The sequence below is a fragment of the Streptomyces sp. NPDC089915 genome, assembly GCF_040684675.1.
Classification (GTDB): Bacteria; Actinomycetota; Actinomycetes; order Streptomycetales; family Streptomycetaceae; genus Streptomyces.
In genome coordinates this window covers 1-25771 of the sequence record NZ_JBFBGN010000099.1, presented here as the reverse complement: position 1 = coordinate 25771, position 25771 = coordinate 1, and the positions used below count along the sequence as shown (strand labels likewise).

16 protein-coding genes are annotated in these 25771 nt (G+C 73.6%); 8 read left to right on the top strand and 8 right to left on the bottom strand.

The features are described 5' to 3' along the window. Window positions 1-8: 8 nt before the first annotated feature. The 5 genes from AB0O29_RS25195 to AB0O29_RS25175 all read left to right on the top strand — a co-directional run bounded on the left by AB0O29_RS25195 (window position 9) and on the right by AB0O29_RS25175 (window position 9375). A complete protein-coding gene (locus tag AB0O29_RS25195; RefSeq protein ID WP_365155153.1) occupies window positions 9-3281 on the top strand; it encodes an FtsK/SpoIIIE domain-containing protein in 3273 nt (1090 codons plus the stop codon). 104 nt (window positions 3282-3385) lie between these two features. Next, the gene (locus AB0O29_RS25190) at window positions 3386-4792 is read left to right on the top strand and encodes an ABC transporter substrate-binding protein (protein WP_365155147.1); all 1407 of its coding nucleotides are present in this window, start codon (window positions 3386-3388) and stop codon (window positions 4790-4792) included. Between the two features lie 4 nt (window positions 4793-4796). Next, window positions 4797-6128, top strand: coding sequence for a sugar ABC transporter permease (locus AB0O29_RS25185; protein WP_365155144.1), 1332 nt, complete (start codon window positions 4797-4799; stop codon window positions 6126-6128). After that, a complete protein-coding gene (locus tag AB0O29_RS25180) occupies window positions 6125-6964 on the top strand; it encodes a carbohydrate ABC transporter permease (RefSeq protein ID WP_365155141.1) in 840 nt (279 codons plus the stop codon). Before AB0O29_RS25185 ends, AB0O29_RS25180 begins: the two co-directional genes overlap by 4 nt. Window positions 6965-7098: 134 nt before the next feature. Further along, on the top strand, window positions 7099-9375 hold the full coding sequence (locus AB0O29_RS25175; protein ID WP_365155138.1) for a bifunctional glycosyltransferase family 2 protein/CDP-glycerol:glycerophosphate glycerophosphotransferase: 2277 nt from the start codon (window positions 7099-7101) through the stop codon (window positions 9373-9375). A gap of 19 nt (window positions 9376-9394) precedes the next feature. Here AB0O29_RS25175 and AB0O29_RS25170 read toward each other — a convergent pair whose 3' ends face one another. The 3 genes from AB0O29_RS25170 to AB0O29_RS25160 all read right to left on the bottom strand — a co-directional run bounded on the left by AB0O29_RS25170 (window position 9395) and on the right by AB0O29_RS25160 (window position 12413). Continuing rightward, window positions 9395-10318: an RNA polymerase sigma-70 factor gene (locus AB0O29_RS25170; RefSeq protein WP_365155135.1), complete on the bottom strand. Its 924-nt coding sequence runs from the start codon at window positions 10316-10318 to the stop codon at window positions 9395-9397. Window positions 10319-10448: 130 nt separating this feature from the next. After that, entirely contained in the window at window positions 10449-11654 is a 1206-nt protein-coding gene (locus tag AB0O29_RS25165) for an FAD-dependent oxidoreductase (RefSeq protein WP_365155133.1), read from the bottom strand. 114 nt (window positions 11655-11768) lie between these two features. Beyond that, complete coding sequence (locus AB0O29_RS25160; RefSeq protein ID WP_365155130.1) at window positions 11769-12413, bottom strand: TetR/AcrR family transcriptional regulator; 645 nt, start codon at window positions 12411-12413, stop codon at window positions 11769-11771. A 190-nt stretch (window positions 12414-12603) separates the two neighbouring features. On the opposite strand from AB0O29_RS25160, the gene AB0O29_RS25155 reads away from it, so the two are divergent. Next, window positions 12604-13512 carry an ABC transporter permease gene (locus AB0O29_RS25155; RefSeq protein ID WP_365155127.1) on the top strand — a complete coding sequence of 303 codons (909 nt, stop codon included), beginning with the start codon at window positions 12604-12606 and terminating at the stop codon, window positions 13510-13512. Then, the gene (locus AB0O29_RS25150) at window positions 13505-14305 is read left to right on the top strand and encodes an ABC transporter ATP-binding protein (RefSeq protein ID WP_365155124.1); all 801 of its coding nucleotides are present in this window, start codon (window positions 13505-13507) and stop codon (window positions 14303-14305) included. Before AB0O29_RS25155 ends, AB0O29_RS25150 begins: the two co-directional genes overlap by 8 nt. 83 nt (window positions 14306-14388) lie before the next feature. Here the strand turns inward: AB0O29_RS25150 and AB0O29_RS25145 are convergent, their stop codons facing one another. The 5 genes from AB0O29_RS25145 to secA all read right to left on the bottom strand — a co-directional run bounded on the left by AB0O29_RS25145 (window position 14389) and on the right by secA (window position 24866). Further along, entirely contained in the window at window positions 14389-19356 is a 4968-nt protein-coding gene (locus AB0O29_RS25145; protein ID WP_365155121.1) for an NAD-glutamate dehydrogenase, read from the bottom strand. 361 nt (window positions 19357-19717) lie between these two features. Further along, the gene (locus tag AB0O29_RS25140) at window positions 19718-20404 is read right to left on the bottom strand and encodes an HAD family hydrolase (protein ID WP_365155118.1); all 687 of its coding nucleotides are present in this window, start codon (window positions 20402-20404) and stop codon (window positions 19718-19720) included. After that, on the bottom strand, window positions 20401-20901 hold the full coding sequence (locus tag AB0O29_RS25135; protein ID WP_365155115.1) for a hypothetical protein: 501 nt from the start codon (window positions 20899-20901) through the stop codon (window positions 20401-20403). The genes AB0O29_RS25140 and AB0O29_RS25135 overlap by 4 nt, the downstream gene beginning before the upstream one ends. A gap of 32 nt (window positions 20902-20933) precedes the next feature. Beyond that, the gene (locus tag AB0O29_RS25130; protein WP_365155150.1) at window positions 20934-21440 is read right to left on the bottom strand and encodes an Rv3235 family protein; all 507 of its coding nucleotides are present in this window, start codon (window positions 21438-21440) and stop codon (window positions 20934-20936) included. Between the two features lie 627 nt (window positions 21441-22067). After that, a complete protein-coding gene (secA, locus tag AB0O29_RS25125; protein WP_365155112.1) occupies window positions 22068-24866 on the bottom strand; it encodes a preprotein translocase subunit SecA in 2799 nt (932 codons plus the stop codon). A 226-nt stretch (window positions 24867-25092) separates the two neighbouring features. Between secA and AB0O29_RS25120 the strand changes: the two genes are divergently transcribed. Then, entirely contained in the window at window positions 25093-25683 is a 591-nt protein-coding gene (locus AB0O29_RS25120; RefSeq protein ID WP_365155109.1) for a GNAT family N-acetyltransferase, read from the top strand. The last annotated feature ends 88 nt before the right edge of the window (window positions 25684-25771 follow it).

Here is a 25771-nt window from a genome sequence, read left to right as displayed (position 1 = left end):
TGCCGGCGTTGCAAAACCGGCTGCCCGCCCTGGGGGCGGGCGGCGCCCCCCCGCCCGCCGCCGCGCCCGCTGGCTGTGACGTGCTCGTCACCGCGCCCGTCGGGACCGCGCTGGCCGCGGTCGCCTCCGGGCTCGCGGCGACCGTGGGCGGACCCGACACCGGCGGCACGGTGGTGCTGTACGCCGGGTCGCGGCGGCTCGACCTCCAGCGCACGGTGCTGGGCGAGCCCCCGCTGGTCGACGGGGCGGTGCTGACCCTGCACGTCCCGGCCCCCGACGCGGACGCGCCGGGCGACGACGGGCTCGGCGCCCCGCAGCTGCACGTGGTGTCGGGCCCCGACGCGGGCGGCGTGCACCTGCTGCACCCGGGATCGGTGCGGATCGGGCGCTCGGCGGACGCGGACGTCCCGCTGGACGACCCGGACGTGTCGCGGCTGCACTGCACGGTGACCGTGATGCCGGACGGGCGGGTGGCGGTGGCCGACCTCGGCTCGACGAACGGCACGACGCTGGACGGCGCGGACGTCGGCGTCCGGGCGGTCCCGCTGGCGCCGGGCGCGCTGCTGCGGATCGGCGAATCGACGCTCCGCCTGGCCCGCGGCCTGGCCGACCGCCTCCCCACCGCCCCGGACCTGGAGGGCCACCTCGCCCTCCCGGCGGGTGCCTCGGACGGCGGGACGGGCCGGCCGGACGGCTCTCACGGGGATACCGGCTGGTCGGCCGGGGGCTCCGGCGGGGAGCGGTCCTTCCCCCACCCCGCCCCTTCCCCCGGTACCGATATGCGGCCCGGCCGCGTGGGGGGCTCCGCCCCCGACCCCGTCGCGGGGCTCCGCCCCGGGACCCCGGACGCCTACGGCGCCCCCTCGGGTACGGGGTCACACCCCGCCGCCCCCGGGTGGCCCACCGCCCCCGGCTCCACCCCCGCACACGGCACGGGCACGCACCCGGCCCCCGGCTCCCCGGGCCACCCGGGCGCCCCCGGCGGCCCCCACGCGGCCGCCCGTCCCGGCTCCACACCCGCGCACGGCACGGGGCCCCACCCCGCCTCCGGCGCCCCCGCGCGGCCGGACGCGTTCGGCGGGGCCCGTGTGGGGCTCCCCGCAGCCGGCGTGCCCGGCGGAGCCGGTCCCGGTGCCCCCGACCCCGGCGAGGCCCCCCGGCGGCGGCTCGGCGGGATCGGGGCGTGGGCCCGGAAGTGGGTGCGGGGGGAGGAGGACGAGGTGGGCGCGGAGGCGGTCGTCGAGGCGGCGGAGCCCCTCGTCGTCGCGCCCGACGCCGACGATCCCGCCGTGCTGCTGCTCGCCGCGCTCGGGCCCACCGGGCGGCTGTGGTCGCGGGGCCCCGGGCACCCCGGGTTCCTGGAGGTGGGGCTCGGTGCCGGGAACCGGGTCGGGCTGCGCGCGGCCGGGTCCCTCGGGATCGCCGGGCCGCGGGCCCGGCTGACGGGCGTCGCCCGGTCCGTCGTCGCGCAGCTCGCCGGACTGCACTCCCCCGCCCGCCTGGAGATCGTGCTGCTGGCCGCCGACCGCGTCCGGCCGCTCCAGGAGCGCCGCCGCGACTGGGCCTGGCTCGGCTGGCTGCCCCACGTACGCCCCGCGCACGGCCAGGACTGCCGGCTGCTCCTCGCGTACGACCGCGACCAGGCGGCCGCCCGGGTCGCCGAGCTGACCCGGCGGCTGGACGACGGTCCGCTCGGCAGCGGCTGGGCGAGCGCCGGCCCGGAGGCCGTGCGCCGCGCGGCGGACGCCTACGACGGCCCGCGCACCCTCGTCGTCCTCGACGGCGACCCCGACAGCGCCGCCCTGCGCGAGCTCACCGGCCGGCTGGCGTCGAACGGCCCCGCCGCCGGCATCCACGTCCTCGCGCTCGCCGAGGCCCCGGCCGCCACCCCGGCCTCCCCGGTGGCCCAGACGTACGAGACCGCCTGCGCGGGCACCCCGGCCTTCCGGGACTGCGGAGCCGTCGCCCTGCTCAGCGGGGACGTCGCCACCGCCGTACGGACCTTCGAGGTCAGCGGCGGACGGCCGGTCCCGCCCGGCGGCACCGCCGTCGCGGACGGGGTCTCCGCCGCCTGGGCGGAGCGGTTCGCCCGCGCCCTGGCCCCGCTGCGCGCGGACGCGCCCCCGGCGCAGCTGCACGGCGCCCACCGCCCGGCCGCCAGCCTGCCCGCCACCGCCCGGCTCCTCGACGAGCTCGGGCTGGCCCGCGCCACCCCGGCCTCCCTGATGGCCCGCTGGGCGGCCGCCACCGACCAGGGCCGGGCCGTCGGCGGCCTGGCCGACGTCGTCCTCGGGGCCGGCCGGCGCGGGCCGGTCGGCGCGGAGCTGGTCCACGAGGGCCCGCACCTGCTCATCGAGGGCCCGGCGGGCAGCGGTCGCACCGAGCTGCTGCGCTCCCTCGCGGCCTCCCTGGCGGCGGGGTCCCGCCCCGACCACCTGGGCCTGCTCCTCCTCGACGGGGCCGGCGGGGAGCGCGGCGAGGGCCTCCTGCCCTGCACGGAGCTCCCGCACGTGTCGGCGCACCTCGTGGCCTCGGACCCGCTGCGGATGCGGGAGTTCGCGCAGGCCCTGGCCACCGAGCTCAAGCGCCGCCACGAACTGCTGGACGGAGTCCCGTTCGCCGACTGGCACGGCCGGCGGGGCCTGTCCGACCGGATGGTCTCGCCCCGCGACCCGGGCCCGGGCGAGCACCGCGGCGACCTGGACCCGCAGCGCACCGGCACCCTGCGGCTGCGGGCCTCCGCGCCGCGCACCGACCCGGCCGCCGGGCCCAGCCCGCTGCCCCGGCTGGTGCTGCTGGTGGACGACTTCGACGCGCTGGTCGCCCCGGCCCTGGGCAGCCCGGGCCGGCCCGCCGCGGGTTCCCTCGTACGGATCCTGGAGGGCGTGGCCCGTGAGGGCGCCCGGCTCGGGGTGCACCTGGTCACCGCCACCGCCCGCCCGGACCGCACCGCGGAGACCGAGCCGGCCCGGCGGGCGGCGCTGCGGGTGGAGCTGGACGCCCCGGACCGGCCGGGCCCCGGCCGCGGCCGGCTGCTGTACGCCGACGGGCGGGCCGTCCCGTTCCAGGCGGGCCGGGTCACGGGCCGGATCCCGCGCACCGCGACCCTGAGGCCGACCGTGGTCCCGGTGGAGTGGGAGCGGATGGGCGACCCGCCGGCCCGCCGCCCGGTGCGCGAGCTCGGCAACGGTCCGACCGACCTCGCCCTCCTGGCCAGCGCCCTCGACCGGGCCTCACACCTGGTCTCGGCCACACCGGTGCTGTTCCCGGCGGCCCCCTGACACCGCGCCGCTCCCCCGCGAGGCGGTATTGCGGGGGTGGGCGGCGCGGCGTAGACCTGGTGGCACGGAGCACACCACGGTCACACGGCATCGGGGGCGCCACCATGCGCGGACGGTACGGACGGCAGGGATCGAGCCACACGAGAGCGCGGAGCAGAGCGGGCACGAGGACCCGGGCCTGGGCGGCCCTCGTCGCGGCGGGCGCGCTCGCGCTGACCGCCTGTGGCAGCGGCGGCGGGGGCGGCGCCGCCGGCAGCACCCCGTCCGCCGGGCAGGAGCAGCCCCACACCGTCGAGTTACCGAAGCTCCCCGGCGAGAAGCTGGAGGTCTCGGCGGTCTGGACGGGCCCCGAGCAGGCCAACTTCGCCAAGGTGCTGAAGGAGTTCGAGAAGCGGACGGGCGCGACGGTGGCCTTCGTCCCGGCCCAGGACCCCATCGTCACCTTCCTCGGTACGAAGGTCGCGGGCGGTCAGCCCCCGGACGTGGCGCTGCTCCCGCAGGTCGGGGCGCTGGTCGCGGCGGTGCGCAACAAGTGGGCGCAGCCCGCGGGTCCGGAGGCGAGGGCGCAGCTGGAGGCGAACTACTCGCCGGGCTGGCGGCAGCTGGGCGCGGTCGACGGCACCCAGTACGGCGTCTACTACAAGGCGGCCAACAAGTCGCTGGTCTGGTACAACGCGAAGGCCTTCGCGGCGGCGGGGGTCAAGCCGCCGAAGACGTGGAAGGAGCTCCTCGCCGCGGCGGACACCCTCTCGGCCTCGGGTACCCCGGCGGTGTCGGTGGCGGGCGCGGACGGCTGGACGCTGACGGACTGGTTCGAGAACGTCTACCTGTCGCAGGCGGGTCCGGAGAAGTACGACCGGCTGGCGAAGCACGAGATCAAGTGGACGGACGACAGCGTCAAGGAGGCGCTGACCACCCTCGGCCAGCTGTTCGGCCGCAAGGACTTCCTGGCGGGCGGTACCAGCGGGGCCCTCGCGACGGAGTTCCCGAAGTCGGTGACGCAGACGTTCACCGGGGGTGACCGGCCGGCGGCGGCGATGGTCTTCGAGGGTGACTTCGTGGGCGTGAACATCGCGCAGACGGAGGCGAAGGTCGGCGAGGACGCGCTGGTCTTCCCCTTCCCGGCGGTCGGCGCGAAGGCGCCGGTGGTCTCGGGCGGTGACGTGGCGGTGGCGCTGAAGCCGTCGAAGGGGGCGCAGGCCCTGCTGACGTTCCTGGCGTCGGCGGACGCGGCGCGGATCCAGGCGGGGGCGGGCGGTTTCGTCTCCCCGAACAAGGCGGTGGACCTGGCCGCGTATCCCAACGACATCCAGCGGGGCATCGCGAAGGCGCTGGTCGCGGCGGGGGACGACTTCCGCTTCGACATGTCGGACCAGGCGCCGGCGGCGTTCGGCGCGACGCCGGGGACGGGTGAGTGGAAGGCGCTCCAGGACTTCCTGGCGAACCCGTCGGACGTGGCGGGCACGCAGGCGAGGCTGGAGGCGGACGCGGCCAAGGCGTACGGGAACTAGGGCGGTGACCGCGGGGAATCGGGCCGCCCGGCCGGGCTCGCCGGCCCGCCGGGCGGCCGTGCGGCGGCGGCTGGTCGCGGCGGCGTTCCTGCTGCCGGCGCTGGTCCTGCTGGGGGCGCTGGTGGTGGAGCCCATCGGGTTCTCGCTCTACCGCAGTCTCTTCGACCGTTCCGGGGACGCGTTCGTCGGCGCCGCCAACTACGAGGCGATCGTGCGCGATCCGGCGATCCGCACGGCGCTGCGCAACACGGCGGTGTGGGTGGCGGTGGCCCCGGCCCTGGCGACGGCGCTGGGGCTGCTGTTCGCGGTGCTGACGGAACGGGTGCGCTGGGGGACGGCGTTCAAGCTGCTGGTGTTCATGCCGATGGCGATCTCGATGCTGGCGGCGGGGATCATCTTCCGGCTGGTGTACGACCACGATCCGCACCGGGGCGTGGCCAACGCGGTGGCGGTCGGGGTGCACGACGCCTTCGCCCCGTCCTCGGCGTTCCCGAAGGCCCGTCCGGGCCGGGACTCGCCGCTGGAGGCCGCCGGGGACGGGGCCTTCGTGACGCGCGGGCCCGTACGGGCCGGGGTGCCTGTGCTGCTGCCGCTGGTCGGGGTGGCGCCGGAGGCCCTGCCGGAGGGGGCGCGGGCGGCGGTGGGGGCGCGGGCGGTGCCGGGGAAGGTGACGGGCACGGTCTGGCAGGACTTCACCCGGGGCGGGGGCGGCTCGGTGAACGTGGTCGACCCGGCGGAGACGGGTCTGGCGGGGATGCGGGTCGAGGCGGTGCGCGGCGGCCGGACGGTGGCGTCGGCAACGGCCGGCGCGGACGGCACGTTCACCCTGCCGGCGTCGGCGGACGGCGCCCTGCTGCGGCTTCCGGCGTCGAACTTCCGGGAGGCGTACGCGGGGGTGGAGTGGCTGGGGCCGGTGCTGGTGACTCCGGCGGTGATCGGTGCGTACGTGTGGATGTGGGCCGGGTTCGCGATGGTGCTGATCGGGGCTGGGCTGGCGGCCGTGCCGAGGGAGCTGCTGGAGGCGGCCCGGGTCGACGGGGCGGGTGAGTGGCAGGTGTTCCGGCGGATCACGGTGCCGCTGCTGGCTCCGGTGCTGGTGGTGGTGCTGGTGACCCTGGTCATCAATGTGATGAAGGTCTTCGACCTGGTCTTCGTGATCGCCCCGGGGGCGGTGCAGGACGACGCGAACGTGCTGGCGCTCCAGCTGTACCGGACGTCGTTCGGTACGGACGCCGACCAGGGGCTGGGCAGTGCCATCGCGGTCCTGCTGCTGGTGCTGGTGGTGCCGGTGATGCTGCTGAATATCCGGCGGATGCGGAAGGAGGCCGGGCGGTGAGCGTCGTGCGGCGTATCGCGGGCGGTGTGCTGCTGCGCGTGTTCCTGGTGGTGGCCGCGGTGTTCTGGCTGGTGCCCACCCTCGGCCTGCTGGTCTCCTCCTTCCTGTCCCCGGACGAGCTGAACCGGGGCGGCTGGTGGCGGGCACTGACGGCGCCCTCGCGGCTGACGGCGTCCAACTACGCGCACCTGCTGGCGAACGACACGATCACGGGTTCCCTGCTGAGCACGGTCGCGATCGCCGTTCCGGCGACGCTGCTGGTCCTGGCCCTGGGCGCGCTCGCCGGATACGCCTTCGCCTGGCTGGAGTTCCCGGGCCGGGACTGGCTGTTCCTGGTCGTGGTGGGGCTGCTGGTGGTACCCGTGCAGGTGGCGTTGATCCCGGTCTCCGAACTGTTCGGCGCCGTCGGCCTGTTCGAGACGACCGCGGGGGTGGTGCTGTTCCACACGGCGTTCGGGCTGCCCTTCGCGGTGTTCCTGCTGCGGAACTTCTTCGCGGAGATCCCGCGCGAGCTGCTGGAGGCGGCGCGGCTCGACGGGGCGGGCGAACTGCGGCTGTTCGCCCGGGTGGTGCTGCCGCTGGGCGGGCCGGCGATCGCCTCGCTCGGCATCTTCCAGTTCCTTTGGGTGTGGAACGACATGCTGGTGGCGCTGGTCTTCGCCGACTCGGCGCACCCGCCGGTGACGGTGGCGCTCCAGCAGCAGGTGCGGCAGTTCGGGAACAACATCGACGTGCTGGCGCCCGGCGCGTTCCTGTCGATGACGGTGCCGCTCGTCGTCTTCTTCGCCTTCCAGCGGCAGTTCGTCACGGGGGTGATGGCCGGGGCGGTCAAATAGCCTGAAAAGCCGCCGTGATCATGCCGTTGACGTGGCGTGTTGACGCTGGGTAACCCGAATGCCGCAGGGTGCGTAACCCGAACGCCGCGCGCGCGTTCCAGGGCAATATGCCCGCGCCGACCCCTGGATGTGCCGTGCCCCGGTTCAGCGTCATCGTGCCCGCGTACAAGGTTCAGGCGTACCTCCAGGAGAGCCTGGAGTCGGTCCTGTCGCAGTCGTACCCGGATCTGGAGCTGATCGCGGTCGACGACGCCTCCCCCGACGCCTGCGGCTCGATCATCGACGAGTACGCGGCCCGGGACCCCCGGGTCACCGCCGTGCACCTGGCGCACAACCTGGGCCTGGGCCCGGCCCGCAACGCGGGCCTGGCCCGGGCCACCGGCGACTACCTGATCTTCCTGGACGGGGACGACACCCTCGCCCCGGGCGCCCTCCAGGCCGTCACCGACCGGCTCAAGGCCACCGGCTCCCCCGACGTCCTCGTCTACGACTACGCCCGTTCCTTCTGGACCGGCGAGCTGGTCCGCAACCGTCTGGCGCACCGGCTCTCCGAGGAGGGCCCGGCCAGCTTCCGGCTCGCCGACCGCCCGGCCCTGCTCTCCATGCTGATGGTGGTGTGGAACAAGGCGTACCGCCGCGAGTACGTGGAGCGCGAGGGCCTCGAATTCCCGCCCGGCCTCTACGAGGACACCCCCTGGACCTATCCGGCGCTGCTGGCCGCCGAGTCCGTGGCCGTCCTGGACCGGGTCTGCGTGCACTACCGCCAGCGCCGCACCGGCTCGATCCTGACCACCACCAGCCGCCGCCACCTCGACGTCTTCGACCAGTACGACCGGGTCTTCGGCTACCTGGCGGGCCGCCCCGAACTGGAGCGCTGGCGCCCGGCGGTGCACCGGCGGATGGCCGAGCACTTCTGCGCCCTGTACGCCGACCCGCGCCGCCTCCCGCGCTCCGGCCGCGCCGAGTTCTTCGCGCGCGCCTCGGCCCTGCTGCGCCGCTACCGCACCCCGGCCGGTGCCGGGGCGCAGCCGCTGTCGCTGAGCCGCACCGACCGGCTGCGGCACACGCTGATGCGGCTGGGGGTCCGGCGCACCTACCGGCTGGCCTCGGCGGCCCGGGCGGCGGCGCTGGCCACGGCGCGGGCGGGTGCGGCCCTGTGGCGGGGGCTGCGCGAGAGCGCCCTGCGCCTGCACTACCGGGTCCAGCGGCTGCTGCCGCTGCGGCCCGAGCTCGCGGTGTTCTCCGCGTACTGGCACGGCGGCTACGCCTGCAACCCGGCCGCCGTCGAGGCCAAGCTGCGCGAACTGGCCCCGCGCATGCGCACGGCGTGGATCTGCGACCCCCGGCACACGGCGACGCTGCCGCCCGAGACGACCCCGCTGAGGCCGGGGTCGGCGGCGTACTGGACGGCCCTGGCCCGGGCCGCGTACCTGACGACGAACGTCAACTTCGACCGGGGCCTGGTCAAGCGGCCGGGCCAGGTCCTGCTCCAGACCCAGCACGGCACCCCCCTCAAGCGGGTCGGCCTCGACCTCCAGGACCGGCCGGCGGCCACCCCCACCGCGGACTTCGAGGGCCTGCTGCGCGGCGCCGACCAGTGGGACTACCTGCTCTCCGCGAACCGGCACTCCACCCTGGTCTGGGAGAAGGCCGTGCCCGCCTCCTACACCACCCTCGAATACGGCTATCCGCGCAACGACCCCTTCCACCGGGCCACCCAGGCCGAGGTCCTCGCCCTGCGCGAGCGCCTCGGGATCGCCCCGGGCACCGTCGCGATCCTGTACGCCCCCACCCACCGCGACTACCGGCGCAGCCGGCCCGAGCACCTGGACTTCGAACGGGTCCTGCGGGACCTGGGCCCGCGCTTCACGGTCCTGGCCCGCACCCACCTCACGTACGCGGGCACCGGGCGTTCCCCGGAGACGCACCCGAGGCTGCTGGACGTCTCCGGCCATCCCTCGGTGGAGGAGCTCTGTCTCGCCTCGGACGCGCTGGTCACCGACTACTCCTCCCTGATGTTCGACTACGCCTCCCTGGACCGGCCGATCGTGATCCACGCGGACGACTGGGAGGCGTACGAGGCCGCCCGGGGCACCTACTTCGACCTGCGGGCCTGCCCGCCCGGGGCGATCGCCCGGACCGAGGACGAGCTGGTCGACATCTTCAGCACCGGGCACTGGCAGGGCTCCCGCTCGGCGCAGCTGCGCGCCGCGTTCCGCGCGCGCTTCTGCACCCACGACGACGGGTTCGCGGCCGAGCGCGTGGTGCGCCGCGTGTTCCTGGGCCAGCAGACGCCGCTGCCGGCCGTGGTCCCGCCGGAGGACCGCCACCCCGCTCCCGCGGCGCCCGCGAGCCCGTCCGCGTCCCCGGCCGGGGCCCGCACGCCGCTGACGGCGGGCCTGTGGCCGTAGGACGGCGGGGCGGCGGCCGTCAGCGCAGGGTGAGCGGGGTCTCGGACAGGACGCGGGTCAGCTTCTCGGGGTTGCGGACGTAGTAGAGGCCGGTGACGAGGCCGTTCTCGATCCGCATCGTCATGATCCCGTCGAGCTCGCCGCCCAGGTGGGCGACGAGCGCCGGAGCGCCGTTGACCACGGTGGGGGCCAGCGAGAGCGGGAGCTTGTTCTTGCCGATCCCGCCGAACAGGAAGCGGGCCACCGTCTCGGCGCCGCCGATGGGGCGCAGCGCGGCCTGCTTGAGGCCGCCGCCGTCGCCGATCAGGACCACGTCGGGGGCGAGGACGTCGAGGAGGGTCTGCGGGTCGCCGGTCTCGATGGCGCGCAGGAAGGACTCCACCGCCGCCGAGGCGGCGCTGCGGGGGACGGCCTGGCGCGGGCGGCGGGCGTCGACGTGCTTGCGGGCCCGGTGGGCGATCTGGCGTACGGCGGCGGGGGTCTTGTCGACGGCGGCGGCGATCTCCTCGTAGCCGAAGTCGAAGACCTCGCGCAGGACGAAGACGGCGCGTTCGGTGGGCGCGAGGGTTTCGAGGACGAGCATCATCGCCATCGACACGCTCTCGGCGAGTTCGGCGTCCTCGGCCACGTCGGGGGTGGTGAGCAGCGGCTCGGGCAGCCACTGGCCGACGTAGGACTCCTTGCGGCGCTGGAGGCTGCGCAGCCGGTTGAGGGCCTGGCGGGTGGTGATCCGGACCAGGTAGGCGCGCTGTTCGCGGATCTGGCTGAGGTCGACGTCGACCCAGCGCAGCCAGGTCTCCTGGAGGACGTCCTCGGCGTCGGCGGCCGATCCGATCATCTCGTAGGCGACGGTGAAGAGCAGGTTGCGGTGGGCGACGAACACCTCGGTCGCCGGGTCCGTGCCCTCGGCTCTCGCGGTGCTCTCGGTGCTCTCGGTGCTCATGTCTCGGTGCCTCTCTTTCACGGCCGGCCGGCCGGGGATGTCTTCGAACGCGCGCCCGCCGCAAGATCATCTTGTACGGGGGGCCGTCCCGCCAGTGCCCCGTCCGACCGATCGGCCGTGAAACCCGTGGTCAGGCGGCCTGCTCGACGGCCGCCGGCGTCTCGGTGCGCCCGGCCGCGAGGAGCTTGTGGCGGGTGGCCCCCGAGGCCTGGTGCATCTTGTAGCCGCCGGGCTCCCGGGCCTCGCCCGACAGGTGCTTGAGGATGCCGTTGCAGACGAGCTCCTTCAGCTTGGCGCCGAGGCGGCCGTCGACGTGGAACCGGACGGCGTCGTCGGACTTGGTGGCGAACTGGAAGATCCCGTCGCGCCGGCCCAGGCTGATGCACTGCCCCGCGAAGCGCTGGCCGAGGGTCCCGGGCCGCTCCCCCGCGATCCGGCTGAGGACGGTGTCCGCGGCCCGCGCGCCCAGGGGGATCGCGGCCTGGCAGCTCATCCGGGGCGGCAGGTCCGAGGGGGCCGCCGAGTCCCCCGCCGCCACGATGCGTTCGTCGTCCACGCTGGTCAGGGTCTCGTCGGTCAGCAGGCGGCCCAGGGCGTCGGTGCGCAGCCCGCTGCGCGCGGCCAGGTCCGGCACGCCGAAGCCGGCGCTCCAGACGGTGACCGCCGCGGGCAGCTCGCGGCCGTCGGCCAGCCGCACGGCGTCGGCGGTCACCTCCGTCACCCGTGCGCCGGGGCCCTCCAGCACGCTCACCCCGAGCGCCGCCAGCCGGCGGGCCACCGAGCGCCGGCCGCGGGCGTGGAGGTAGGGGCCGAGGACCCCGCCGCACACGAGGGTCACCGCCCGGCCCTCCTCGGCCAGCTCGGCGGCCGTCTCGATGCCGGTCGGGCCGCCGCCGACCACGACCACCGGGGCCTGCGCGGGCGCGGCCTCCAGGACCGGGCGCAGCCGCCGCGCCTCCTCGAAGGTGGCCAGCGGGTAGGCGTGCTCGGCGGCCCCGGGGACGCTCGGGTCGGCGCTGCCGCTGCCGACGGCGTAGACGAGGTAGTCGTAGCCGGCGGTGGCGCCCGAGGCCAGCTCCACGGCGCGGCCGGCCGCGTCGATCCGGGTCACGCTGTCGACCAGCAGCCGTACGCCCTCGGCCAGCACCTCGCGGTACTCCACCACCGCCGGGTCGGTGCCGCCGGCCAGCTGGTGGAGGCGGACGCGGTGGACGAAGTCCGGGCGCGGGTTGACCAGCGTCACCGCGACGCCGGCGCGCAGGGTGAGGCGGTTGGCCGCCATGACGCCCGCGTAGCCGCCGCCGATGACGAGGACTTCGGTGCTCTTGCCGCTCATGGTCTCTCCTCCGGTTCCAAGGGGTTCGACCACAGGACACCGGGGGCCCGCCCGCCGTGACAGGTTGTGGCCCGGATCACATCGGCGGGTGGGCGGAGAGGGCGGGCGGAGGGGTCAGCCGGCCTTCAGCCCGGCCACGACCGAGCGGGCGAGCTCGTCGAGGTAGGCCGGCGGTACGGCGTCGCCCACGATGACCTGCCGCCAGTACAGGGGGCCGACCGCCAGGTCCAGGGCCCGCTCGGGGGAGGACTGGTCCTCCAGCTCGCCGCGCGCGACGGCCTCGGCGACGATCCCCTCGGCGAGGCGGCGCTGGCCGTCCAGCAGGGCCCCGCGCACGGCGTCGGCGATCTCCGGGTTCCGCGCGGACTCCACCAGCAGGTCGGGGATGACGGCCGAGGCCACGGGGTGGCGCAGGACGTGCGTCATCACCTCCAGCAGCGCCCGTACGTCCCCGTAGAGGGAGCCGGTGGCGGGGACGGGCAGGCCGTCGGCGGCGAAGGCCCCGATCAGGTCGAGGACCAGGTGGAGCTTGGACTTCCAGCGCCGGTAGACCGCCGTCTTGCCGACGCCGGCCCGCCGGGCGATGCCCTCGATGGACATCCGGGCGAAGCCCGCCTCCGCCAGCTCCGCGACCACCGCCGCGCGGATCGCCTCCGTGACGTCCTCGCGCAGGACGGCCGCTCCGGCGGGGGCGCGGCGGGCCTGGGCGGAGGCGGGCGCGGCGAGGGCGGTCGGGGCGGCGGCGGGCTCGTTGGTCATGGACAGAGCATAGCCGTGCACGACGTCACAAACCCGTCACGACGATACGGTTGCGTTCCGACCTTGAGGGCCCTAACCTCGCCGTAGCGACGATACGGACCCGTCCCGTCGTACGCTCCCCGCCCCGGACCCCGTCCGGGCCCCCACAGGCGCCCCCGGCGACGCCCCGACCCCGGCGAAAGCGAAGCCCGTGACCCGAGCGACCACCGCGCCCCCCGCCACCGCGGCCCCCGTCACCGCGGCGGAACTGGCGGCGGCCCACGGCCTGACCCTCAGCGGCGCCCGCCCCTCCCTGCCGAGCTACGTCGCACAGCTGTGGGCCCGGCGCCACTTCGTGATCGCGTACGCCACCGCCCGCATGCAGGCCACGTACAGCACGGCCAAGCTCGGCCAGGTCTGGCACCTGATGACCCCGCTGCTGAACGCCGCCGTCTACTACTTCATCTTCGGCATGGTCATGCACGCCAGCCACGGCGTACCCGACTACCTGCCGTTCCTGATCACCGGCGTCTTCGTCTGGGACTTCATCGGCAGCTCCATCAACACCGGCACCCGCGCCGTCCACAGCAACCTCGGCCTGGTCCGCGCCCTGCACTTCCCCCGCGCCAGCCTGCCCCTGTCGGCCGTCGTCCAGCTCTTCCAGCAGCTGCTCGTCACCATGGGCGCCCTGGTCATCCTGCTGCTGGCCTTCGGCCAGATGCCGTCCCCGACCTGGCTGCTCGCCGCCCCGGCCCTCTTCCTGATGGCCGTCTTCTGCGCCGGCTGCGCCATGGTCATGGCCCGCATCGGCAGCAAGAACCCGGACGTCAGCCAGCTGATGCCGTTCGTCCTGCGCACCTGGATGTACTCCTCGGGCGTCATGTGGTCCATCGACACCATGCTGCGCTCGGACCACCTGCCGCACTGGGTCACGCTGATGCTCAAGCTCAACCCCGCGGCCGTCTACATCGACCTGATGCGCTTCGCCCTGATCGACAGCTTCAAGGCCTCGCAGCTCCCCCACCACGTCTGGCTGATCGCGGCGGGCTGGGCCCTGCTCGCCGGCGTCGGCGGATTCGTCTACTTCTGGAAGGCAGAGGAGGAGTACGGCCGTGGCTGACACCCTCACCCGCACCACCGCCGGCGGCGCCGCCGACACCCGCGTCCCCACCGTCATCGCCGACGAGGTGCACGTCGTCTACAAGGTGCACGCCGGCGGCCGCAAGGGCGGCGCCACCGCCGCCCTCAGCCGGATCTTCTCCCGGGGGCCCGCCCCCGGCGTCCGCGAGGTCCACGCCGTCCGCGGCGTCAGCTTCACCGCCTACAAGGGCGAGGCCATCGGCCTCATCGGCACCAACGGCTCCGGCAAGTCCACCCTCCTCAAGGCCATCGCCGGCCTCCAGCCGGTGGCCCGCGGCGCCGTCTACTCACACGGCCAGCCCTCCCTCCTCGGAGTGAACGCCGCCCTGATGAACGACCTCACCGGCGAACGGAACGTGGTCCTCGGCGGCCTCGCGATGGGCATGACCAAGCAGCAGATCCGCGAGCGCTACCAGGACATCGTCGACTTCTCCGGCATCAACGAGAAGGGCGACTTCATCTCCCTGCCCATGCGGACCTACTCCTCCGGCATGGGCGCCCGGCTGCGGTTCTCCATCGCCGCCGCCAAGGACCACGACGTCCTGATGATCGACGAGGCCCTCGCCACCGGCGACGCCGCCTTCCAGCGCCGCAGCCAGACCCGCATCGAGGAACTCCGCTCCCACGCCGGCACCGTCTTCCTCGTCAGCCACTCCATCGGCACCGTCCGCGAGACCTGCGACCGGGCGATCTGGCTGGAGTCGGGCGTCATCCGCATGGACGGCCCCTCCCAGGAGGTCTGCGACGCCTACGAGGCCTTCACCCGCGGCTGACGGCAGCGCGAACGGGCCGGGCCCGGAACCCCTCGAAAGGGGTTCCGGGCCCGGCCCGTTTCCGTCCGTCAGCCGCTACCCGCTCAGCCGTGCACCCGCAGCAGCGAACGCATCGTGCGCATCGCCACCGACAGGTTCGCCAGGTCGAAGTCGTCCGAGCCCCGGATCTCCTCCAGGGTCGTCCGCGCCCGGCCGAGCAGCGCCGCGTTCTTCTCCTCCCACGCCTTGAAGCGCTCCTCGGGAGTCGCGTCCGCGTCGCCCACCGACAGCACGTCGGCGGTCAGCGCCGCGTGCGCCGCGAACAGGTCCTCGCGGATCGACGCGCGGGCCATCGACTGCCAGCGGTCCGCACGCGGCAGCTCGATGATCCGGTCCATCAGCTGCGTGATGTCCAGCCGGTCGGCGAGGTCGTAGTACGCCTCGGCCACGGCCAGCGGGTCCACGCCCGTCCGGTCGGCGGTCGCGACGATGTCCAGCGTCGGGAAGGCCGAGGAGAACCCGGCCACCTTCGCCGCGAGCTCCGAGGGCACGCCCTCGCCGGTCAGCTCGTCCATCACCGACTGGTACCACTCCAGGTCCGCGCCGCGCACCAGCTTCGGCAGCTCCGCCCAGACCCGCGCCACCCGCTCGCCGAACAGCTCGACGGTCTCGGTGATCTGCAGCGGCTGCGGCCGGTTGTTCAGCAGCCAGCGCGTACCGCGCTCCACCAGACGCCGCGAGTGCAGCCGGATCCGGGTCTGGACACCGGCCGCGACCTTGTTGTCGAGCGCCTCGACGGCGTCCCACACCTCGGCCAGGCCGAAGATCTCGCGCGCCGACAGCTGCGCCCGGACGATCTCCTCCAGCGAGGCCCCGGTCTCCTCCCGCAGGCGGTGCAGGAAGGTCGAACCACCGGTGTTGACGGTGTCGTTCACCAGCAGGGTGGTGATGATCTCCCGGCGCAGGGCGTGCGCGTCGACCTGCTCGGGGAACCTCGCCACCAGCGCGCCCGGGAAGTAGGCGTGCAGCAGACGGCGCAGGTACGGGTCGTCGGGGAGCTCGGTGTGGATCAGCTCGTCCGCCACCGTGATCTTGGTGTAGGCGAACAGGACGGCCAGCTCCGGCTGCGTCAGACCGCGGCCGGTGTTCAGCAGCTCGCGGATCTGCCGGTCGTTGGGCAGGAACTCCAGCTGGCGGTCCAGCTGGCCGTCACGGCCCAGACGGCGCATGAAGCGCTGCTGCGCGTGCAGCAGGCTCGGCGCCTGCGCGGAGCCGTTGGCCAGGGCCGTGTTCTGCGCGTAGTTGTTGCGCAGGACCAGGTGGCCGACCTCGTCCGTCATCTCGGCGAGCAGCTTGTTGCGCTGCTTGACCGTCATGTCGCCCTCGGTGACCAGCGCGTTGAGCAGGATCTTGATGTTCACCTCGTGGTCGGAGGTGTCCACGCCCGCGCTGTTGTCGATGGCGTCGGTGTTGACCTTGCCGCCCTCGCCGCCGGCGCCGCTGCGGGCGAACTCGATCCGGCCCAGCTGGGTCAGACCCAGGTTGCCGCCCTCGCCGATGACCTGCGCGCGGACGTCGGCGCCGTTGACGCGGATGGCGTCGTTGGCCTTGTCGCCGACGTCGGCGTGCGTCTCGGCCGTCGCCTTGACGTACGTACCGATGCCGCCGTTCCACAGCAGGTCCACCGGGGACTTGAGGATGGCCTGCATCAGGTCGGCCGGGGTCATCTTGGTGACACCCGCCTCGATGCCGAGGGCCGCCCGCATCTGCGCGTTGACCGGGATGGCCTTCGCGGTGCGCGGGTGGATGCCGCCGCCCGCCGACAGCAGCGCGCTGTCGTAGTCCGCCCACGAGGAGCGCGGCAGCTCGAACAGGCGCCGGCGCTCCGCGTACGAGGTGGCCGCGTCCGGGGTCGGGTCGATGAAGATGTGCCGGTGGTCGAAGGCTGCGACCAGGCGGATGTGCTCGGAGAGCAGCATGCCGTTGCCGAAGACGTCACCGGACATGTCGCCGACGCCGACGACCGTGAAGTCCTCGGTCTGGGTGTCGTGGCCCAGCTCGCGGAAGTGCCGCTTGACGGACTCCCAGGCGCCGCGGGCCGTGATGCCCATGCCCTTGTGGTCGTAGCCGGCGCTGCCGCCCGAGGCGAAGGCGTCGCCCAGCCAGAAGCCGTAGGACTCGGCGACGCCGTTGGCGATGTCGGAGAAGGTCGCGGTGCCCTTGTCGGCGGCGACGACCAGGTAGGTGTCGTCCCCGTCGTGGCGGACCACGGCCTTGGGCGGGACGACCTCGCCCGCGACCATGTTGTCGGTGATGTCGAGCAGCGCCGAGATGAAGATCTTGTAGGACGCGATGCCCTCGGCGAGCCACGCGTCGCGGTCCACCGACGGGTCCGGCAGGTTCTTCGCGACGAAGCCGCCCTTGGCGCCGACCGGGACGATGACGGTGTTCTTCACCATCTGCGCCTTGACCAGGCCGAGGATCTCCGTACGGAAGTCCTCGCGCCGGTCGGACCAGCGCAGACCGCCGCGGGCGACCTTGCCGAAGCGCAGGTGGACGCCCTCGACGCGCGGGGAGTACACCCAGATCTCGAAGGCCGGGCGCGGGGCCGGCAGGTCCGGGATGGCCTGCGGGTCGAACTTCATCGACACGTACGCGTGCTGCTCGCCCGCGCCGTTCGGCTGGAAGAAGTTCGTCCGCAGGGTGGCCTTGATCAGCGTCAGGAACGCCCGCAGGATGCGGTCCTCGTCGAGCGAGGCGACCTGGTCCAGGGCCCCGTCCAGCTCCTCCAGCATCGCGTCGACGAGCTCGGTGCCGGCGGCCTGGCGGCCCGGCGACATCCGAGCCTCGAAGAGGGAGACCAGCAGCCGGGTGGTGTGGACGTTGTTGCGGAGGGTGTCCTCCATGTAGTCCTGGCTGAAGGTGGAGCCGGCCTGGCGCATGTACTTGGCGTACGCGCGCAGGACCACGGCCTGCCGCCAGGTGAGCCCGGCGCCCAGGACGAGGGTGTTGAAGTTGTCGTTCTCGGCCTCGCCGGTCCACACGGCCGCGAAGGCCTCCTGGAACCGCTCGCGGGCGTCGTCGCCGAGGTAGGAGTCACCGTTGCCGGTGGACAGCGGCATCCGCAGGCCGAAGTCGTAGATCCAGGCGCTCACCCGGTCGCTGCGGCGCAGCTCGTACGGGCGCTCGTCGGTGACCTCGACGCCCAGGCGCTGGAGGACCGGCAGCACGGCGGACAGGGAGACCTGCTCGCCCTCGCGGTAGATCTTGAACCGGCGCTCGCCCGGGCCCGCGCCGACGGGCTCGTACAGCGACAGCGCGAACTCGCGGTCGCTGGCGGACAGCCGCTCCAGGTGGCACAGGTCGGACACGGCCATGCGCGGCGTGTGGTCGGCCTTGTAGCCCTCGGGGAAGGAGCCGCTGTACTTGCGCAGCAGCTCGGCGGCGCGCTCCTCGCCCAGCTCGGCGGTCAGCGCCTCGCCGAAGCCGTCGGCCCAGGAGCGGGCGGCCTCGACCAGGCGGGTCTCGACGCGCTCGACGTCGGCGTCGGTCAGCGCGGGCAGCTGGGTGCCCTGCGGGACGCGGACGACGAAGTGGATGCGGGAGAGGACCGACTCGGTGTTCCAGGCGGTGAAGTCGACGCTGGTGCCGCCGAGCTCCTCCTTCAGGATGTCCATCAGCCGCAGCCGGACGCCGGTGGTGAACCGGTCGCGCGGCAGGTAGACGAGCGCCGAGTAGTAGCGGCCGTACTCGTCCTGGCGCAGGTAGAGCCGCAGCCGGCGGCGTTCCTGGAGGTACAGGACGGAGGTGGCGATCTCGCGGAGCTTGTCGACCGGGGTCTGGAACAGCTCGTCGCGCGGGTAGGTCTCCAGGATCTGGAGCAGGTCGCGGCCGTCGTGGCTGGACGGCGAGAAGCCGGCGCCCTCCAGCACCTCGGCGACCTTGCGGCGGATCACCGGGACGCGGCGCACGGACTCGGTGTACGCGGCGGAGGAGAACAGGCCGAGGAAGCGGCGCTCGCCGACGACGTTGCCCTCGGCGTCGAACTTCTTCACGCCGACGTAGTCGAGGTACGACGGGCGGTGCACGGTCGCGCGGCTGTTGGCCTTCGTCAGCACCAGCAGCTCGTGCTCGCGGGCCTTGGCGCGGGCGTCGGCCGGCAGCCGGTTGAAGGACGGCGAGACGGGGTGCGCGTCCTCCTGGCCCTGGTGGACCGGGTCGGAGCGCAGGATGCCCAGGCCGGTGCCGGGGACGGCCGCGAGGGCGTCGCCGTCGACCAGGTTGTACTCGCGGAAGCCGATGAAGGTGAAGTGGTCGTCGGCCAGCCAGCGCAGCAGCTCGCGGGCCTCCTCCTGCTCGTACTCGCGCAGGTCGGGGGCGCTCGGCTCGTTCGGCAGCTCGTCGGCGATGCGCAGCGCCGCGTCGCGCATCTTCTCCCAGTCCTCGACGGACTCGCGGACGTCGGACAGGACGCGCAGCAGGTCACCGGTGATCTGCTTGAGGTCGGCCTTGTCGGTCTCGCGGTCGATCTCGACGTGGATCCAGGACTCGACGAGGGAGTCGTGGGGGCGCGCGGTCTTGGGGCCGTGGGCGTCGCAGTCGGGGCCGAGGATCTCGATCAGCTTGCCGGTGACGTCACGGCGCACGACGACCGTCGGGTGGATCACGACGTGGATGCCGCGGCCCTGGCGGGACAGCTCGTTGGTGACCGAGTCCACGAGGAACGGCATGTCGTCGGTGACGACCTCGACGACCGAGTGGCTGGAGGTCCAGCCGTTCTCCTCGACCGTGGGGGTGTGCACGCGCACGTTCGCGGTGCCCTGCGGGCGGTTCTCGGCCAGCCGGTAGTGGGAGAGCGCCGCGCCGAACACGTCGACCGGGTCGCGGTCCGCGAGGTCCTCGGGGGCCGTGTGCAGGTAGTAGCGCTGGAGGTACGCGAGCGTCGCGCCCTGCCCGGGGTGCTGCCCCTGCTCGGACCCAGTCGGAAGTAGCCCCCCGGCCGGGCTGTTCTCAGCTACCCGTGCCGCCCGCGCGAGCAGCTCGGCCTTTGCTTCGTCCAGCTTGGTCTGCATGTCCTCTGGCTCCTGTCGCGCGCCATTGCGTGACGTAGGGGAAGGAAGGAATGACAAAGCGCCGGACGGAATGCCCATCGTCCGGATCCGGTCGCGACGCCGTGTCGTCGGGAGAGCCGCCCGGGAACGCTTCGACCGTGATCGACAGGTCCCGGCGGCCAGGATCAGCGAAGGCCCGGGCACGGACGTGCGCCGGGCGCGGGCCGGGGGCGTCAGTGCCCCCGAGGACTATCGCGCTGATCACGGGTACAAGGCTATCTCGCCCCACCCCCAGGTCGTCATTCACTGCATCTGTACAAATCCCGGGGCAAAACCTGGACACTCTGGCCAGCGACGTGGCCGCCGCGGCGTGCGGGGGTGACTATCCGGCCAGCTCACGGGCGGTGGCGACGGCCTCCGCGAGGCTGTCGACGACCGGCACGCCGGCCGACAGCAGACTGGTCCGGCTGTGGGATCCGCCGGTGTACAGGACGGCGCGGGCGCCCACGTGGGCGGCGGCCAGCGCATCGTCCACGGCGTCACCGACGAGGACCGTACGGGAAGCCGTCACACCGGCCGCCTCCATGGCCGCCATATGGCGTACGAGGTGCCCCGCCTTGGAGGTGTGCGAGGGCCCGGTACGGCCGTCGACGCGGAGGAAGTGCACGTCGATGCCGTGTTCGCGGACCAGGGGCACGAGCTTCTCGTGGGGTGCGAGCGACAGCAGGGACTGGGTGAGCCCGTCCTCCTGCCAGCCCCGCAGCAGCTCCCGCGCCCCCTCGGCGAGGCCGGAGTCCGCGGCCGCCGCCCAGTAGTGGCGGTGGAAGGCCTCGTCCATGACGGCCCACTCGGCCTCGGTGGGCAGCCGCCCCATCAGCCGCTCGTAGAACCTCGGCACCGGCACCACGTACAGCTCGCGGTACCTCTCCAGGGTGATCGGCGGAAAACCGAGCTCCGCGAAGGAGGCGTTGGTGGCGACCATGACCGCGTCGATGTCGTGCAGCAGGGTCCCGTTCCAGTCCCACACGATGTGGGCACCAGCCGCGCTCACCCGGATCTCGGCACTCATCCCAGCAGCCCCGGGATCTCCTGCACGCCGAACCACAGCAGCTCGTGGTCCTCGGCACCGTCGACGACGAACCGCGCGTCGTCGTCCCCGGCGTCGGCGGCAGCGAGGGCCCCTGCGGCGGCCGTGACGTCCTCCTCGGCGTCCGCGGCGTCCACGTGCACGGCGGCGGCCACGGTGAGCCGCACGGCGGCGCCCAGCGTCACCTGCCCGAGGGTGGCCTCGTCCACGCCCGGGGACGCGACGGCGGCCCTGTCCTCCACGTCGACGGCGACGACGACCCGCTTGCGCGGGGCGGCGGCGTCCTCGGCCAGCATCCGCAGCGAGGCGGCGGCGGCGCGGCCCAGGGCCGCGTACTCCAGCTCCTCGATGTCGTCGGAGACGTACCACTCCCGCAGCCCGGGGGTCACGGCGTACGCCCGGAGCGGGGCGGGCCCCAGCTCGCCGGCCTTGTGCGCCTCGGCGAGCCCGGGGAGAGTCAGGGGGACGTACACGCGCATGGCCGGCTGCTTTCGGTAGTCGGAAAACCCCCTCAGGATACGACCGCACCGGGCGGACTCCCCCAGAGCCGGGGCCCCCGGATCTCCACGGCCGCGCACCGCCACCGCAGATCGGCCCCCTGCTCCAGCCGGAACGCCATCGCGGAGACCCGCTCCCCGGCCGCGATCCGCGCGAAGGCCTCGATCACCCCGGGCCCCGGGTGGAACCGCCCGCAGTGCCGCAGCACGGGCCGCAACCGGTCGCGCAGCGGCCCGCTGGGCGCGAGCGCGACCAACTGGTCGTACGCCTCCCCGACGGTCAGCCCGAGCAGCGAATGCACGGGCCGCTGCCCACTGACGACGGCGAGGATCCGCTGCGCGAACCAGTCATGCGGCCCCACCCGCCGCCCCACCCGCCCCTGCGCCGAAGCACTCCCGGCCGGCGGCCGCCCAACCTGTACCGGAACGGTCCCGACCTGCGGCGGGACGCTCCCAGCCCCCGGCCTCCCGGCTCCCGGCCTCCCGACCTGCGCCGGAACGCTCCCGCCCCCGAGCGGCACCGGCCCCGCCGCCGGGCCGGGCCCGCCCCCCGGCCGCCGCTGGTCCCGGCGCCCGGCGGGCCGGGCCCGACCGGCCCCGCCGGCCCTGCTGCGACTGCCCTCACCGCCGACGATCCCGCGCGCGGTGGTGTCCATGGCGTTCCCCCGATCAGACCGAGCCCGGCGGTACCAGGCGGTAACTCGATGCGGGTTTTCTACGACCCCCCGAACACGCTCCGCAACCGCCGACGCGCCCCCCACGAACGCCCACGAACCCCCACGCCGAGGTTCACCTATCCGAGCGCCGGACCCCCGCCCCCACGCCCCCGAAACCCCCCACAGAGGCCCTGGGTAGACGCCCACACCCCCACCCGACTAAGCCCGAAGGGGTACGCCCACCTCACCCTCCCGGCCCCACCGCCACCCCCCTGCCCCCTCCCCCACCCCGATCACACTGCGTACACACGAAGCCGCCTCCCGGGTGCGGGTGGACGGGCTGAGGGCGGAGTCCGGCCGGGCGAGGTCGGGGGTGGGCGGGGCCCACTCAGCGGTCTCAGGGAGGGCTGGGGGTCCCCCCGTAAACCCGAACCGGCCGCCCCCCGACACCCTGAGGGTGTCCGGAGACGGCCGGTGCGATGGAGGCGCGGGTTACTTCTTGCGGCGCCGCCCACCCGTGGCCTTCTGCGCCTTGCGGCGCTCCGCCCGCGTCAGGCCGTCGCCGCCGCCGTTGGCGTCGTCGAAGTCGCCCTCGACCACGCCGCCCTCGCCGTCCACCGTCGGGGCGGAGAAGTGCAGGCGGTCCGGGCGCTGCGGGGCGTCCAGGCCCTTGGCGCGGATCTCCGGGCGCGCCGACGGCACCGGGTCCTTCGTCAGCGACGGGGCCGCCGAGGCCTGCACCGGGACCTCCTCGACCTGCTGCTCGACCTGGACCTCCAGGTTGAACAGGTAGCCGACGGACTCCTCCTTGATGCCCTCCATCATGGCGTTGAACATGTCGAAGCCCTCGCGCTGGTACTCGACCAGCGGGTCCTTCTGGGCCATCGCGCGCAGGCCGATGCCCTCCTGGAGGTAGTCCATCTCGTAGAGGTGCTCGCGCCACTTGCGGTCCAGCACGGACAGGACCACGCGCCGCTCCAGCTCACGCATGACGTCCGCGCCGAGGGCCGCCTCGCGGGCCCCGTACTGCTCGTGGATGTCGTCCTTCACGGACTCCGCGATGAACTCGGCCGTGATGCCCGCGCGGTCGCCGGCGGCCTCCTCCAGCTCCTCCACCGTCACCTTGATCGGGTAGAGCTGCTTGAAGGCGCCCCACAGCCGGTCCAGGTCCCATTCCTCGGCGAAGCCCTCGACCGTCTCGGCGGCGATGTACGCGTCGATGGTGTCGTCCATGAAGAAGCGCACCTGCTCGTGCAGGTCCTCGCCCTCCAGGACGCGGCGGCGCTCGCCGTAGATGACCTCGCGCTGGCTGTTGAGGACCTCGTCGTACTTCAGGACGTTCTTGCGCGTCTCGAAGTTCTGGGTCTCGACCTGCGACTGGGCCGACGCGATCGCGCGCGTCACCATCTTGTTCTCGATCGGGACGTCGTCCGGCACGTTGGCCATGGCCATGACGCGCTCGACCATCTGGGCCTTGAACAGGCGCATCAGGTCGTCGCCCAGCGACAGGTAGAAGCGGGACTCGCCCGGGTCGCCCTGACGGCCGGAGCGGCCGCGCAGCTGGTTGTCGATACGGCGCGACTCGTGCCGCTCGGTGCCCAGCACGTACAGCCCGCCGAGCTCCTTGACCTCCTCGAACTCCGCCTTGACGGCCGCCTCGGCCCTGGCGAGCGCGTCGGGCAGGGCGTGCGCCCACTCCTCGATGTGCTCCTCCGGGTCGAGGCCGCGCTGGCGCAGCTCCGCCTCGGCGAGGTCGTCAGGGTTGCCGCCGAGCTTGATGTCGGTACCGCGGCCGGCCATGTTCGTGGCGACGGTGACGGCGCCGCGGCGGCCGGCCTGGGCGACGATCGTGGCCTCGCGCTCGTGCTGCTTGGCGTTGAGCACCTCGTGCGGGATGCCGCGCTTGGAGAGCTGCTGGGAGAGGTACTCGGACTTCTCGACCGACGTCGTGCCGACGAGGATCGGCTGGCCCTTCTCGTGCTTCTCCGCGATGTCGTCGACGACGGCGGCGAACTTGGCGACCTCGGTGCGGTAGATGAGGTCGGCCTGGTCCTTGCGCTGCATGGCGCGGTTCGTCGGGATCGGGACGACGCCGAGCTTGTAGATCTGGTGGAACTCGGCGGCCTCGGTCATGGCCGTACCGGTCATACCGGACAGCTTCGAGTAGAGGCGGAAGAAGTTCTGGAGGGTGATCGTGGCGAGGGTCTGGTTCTCGTCCTTGATGTCCACCCCCTCCTTCGCCTCGATCGCCTGGTGCATGCCCTCGTTGTAGCGGCGGCCGGCGAGGATACGGCCGGTGTGCTCGTCGACGATCATGACCTCGCCGTCGATGACGACGTAGTCCTTGTCCTTCTTGAACAGTTCCTTCGCCTTGATGGCGTTGTTCAGGTAGCCGACGAGCGGGGTGTTCACCGACTCGTAGAGGTTCTCGATGCCGAGCCAGTCCTCGACCTTGGCGACACCGGCCTCGTGGATGCCGACCGTGCGCTTCTTCTCGTCGACCTCGTAGTCGCCGGTCTCCTCGATGCCCTTCAGCGGCTGGCCGGCCTCGCCCTTGGTCAGGCGGGTGACCAGCTTCGCGAAGTCCGCGTACCACTTCGTGGCCTGGTCGGCCGGGCCGGAGATGATCAGCGGGGTGCGGGCCTCGTCGACGAGGATCGAGTCGACCTCGTCGACCACGGCGAAGTTGTGGCCGCGCTGGACGAGCTCGTCCTGCGACCAGGCCATGTTGTCGCGCAGGTAGTCGAAGCCGAACTCGTTGTTCGTGCCGTACGTGATGTCGCAGGCGTACTGCTCGCGGCGCTGGGCGGGCGACATGTTCGCGAGGATGCAGCCGACCTGGAGGCCGAGGAACTTGTGGACCCGGCCCATCATCTCGGAGTCGCGCTCGGCGAGGTAGTCGTTGACCGTGATCAGGTGGACGCCCTTGTCGGACAGGGCGTTCAGGTAGGCGGGGAGGGTGCCGACGAGGGTCTTGCCCTCACCGGTCTTCATCTCGGCGACGTAGCCCAGGTGCAGCGCGGCGCCGCCCATGATCTGGACGTCGTAGTGCCGCTGGCCCAGGACGCGCTTCGCGGCCTCGCGGACCGTCGCGAAGGCCTCGGGGAGCAGGTCGTCGAGGCTCTCGCCGTCCTGGTAGCGCTGCTTGTACTCGTCCGTGAGGGCCCGCAACTCGGCGTCGGAGAGGTTGACGAAGTCCTCTTCGATGGAGTTGACCTGGTCCGCGATGCGGTGCAGTTTGCGCAGGATCTTGCCTTCGCCTGCACGCATGAGCTTGGTGAGGACGGACACTGAGGCTGGTCTCCTTGCCGGTCGGGCCTGGGCACTTTACGTAGCCGGGCACGGCAGGTGGACCCCACCGCAACGGCCATCGTAAGCGAGGACGTGGTCGCGCCGGGAGGTCCGCCGTGTCCGCAGGGCACGGGCGCCCGGAATGAGAACGTACGGGGGAGCCGTTGGGTGCCGGTGCGGGCGAAAACCCCTCGCCCGGGTTACCCCGGGCCGTCACAATCCGTTCATGGAACCCCTCACTCTGACCACCGAGCGGCTGGTCCTGCGCCCGCACGTGCCCGCCGACGTCCCCGAGACCCTCGCGGCCTGCCAGGACCCGGAGATCCAGCGCTGGATCCCGGTCCCCGTGCCGTACGAGGAGAAGGACGCCGTCGAGTACGTCACGCGCAACGCTCCCGCCCGGTGGCAGGAGGGGAGCGAGTACAACTTCGCCGCCCGGCTCGGAGCGGAGGGCCGTGAGGGCCCCCTGGTCGCGACCCTGGGGCTGCACCGGCGCGGTGACCACGCGTACGAGATCGGGTTCTGGGCCGTCGCCGCCCACCGGGGACGGGGCTACACGCCCGAGGCGGTGCTGGCCCTCGCCCGCTGGGCCTTCACGGAGCTCGGCTGCGACCGCCTGGTCTGGCGGGCCGGTATCGGCAACACCGCCTCCCGCGCGGTGGCGGAGAAGGCCGGTTTCACGGTCGAGGGCGTCCAGCGGGCGGGCATGGAGCACCGCGGCACCCTGCGCGACTGCTGGGTCGGCGGGCTGCTCCCCTCCGACCTCGGCCTGCCCTCCCGGCTCGCGTACCTGCCCGCTGTCGGTGCCACCCCCTAGGGCCTGTCGTCAAACTCCCGTCTGCCCCGCGACGCCTGGCACGCGCTCTCGCCGCACCGGGCGAAAGCCAAGTACGTCCAGTACGCGG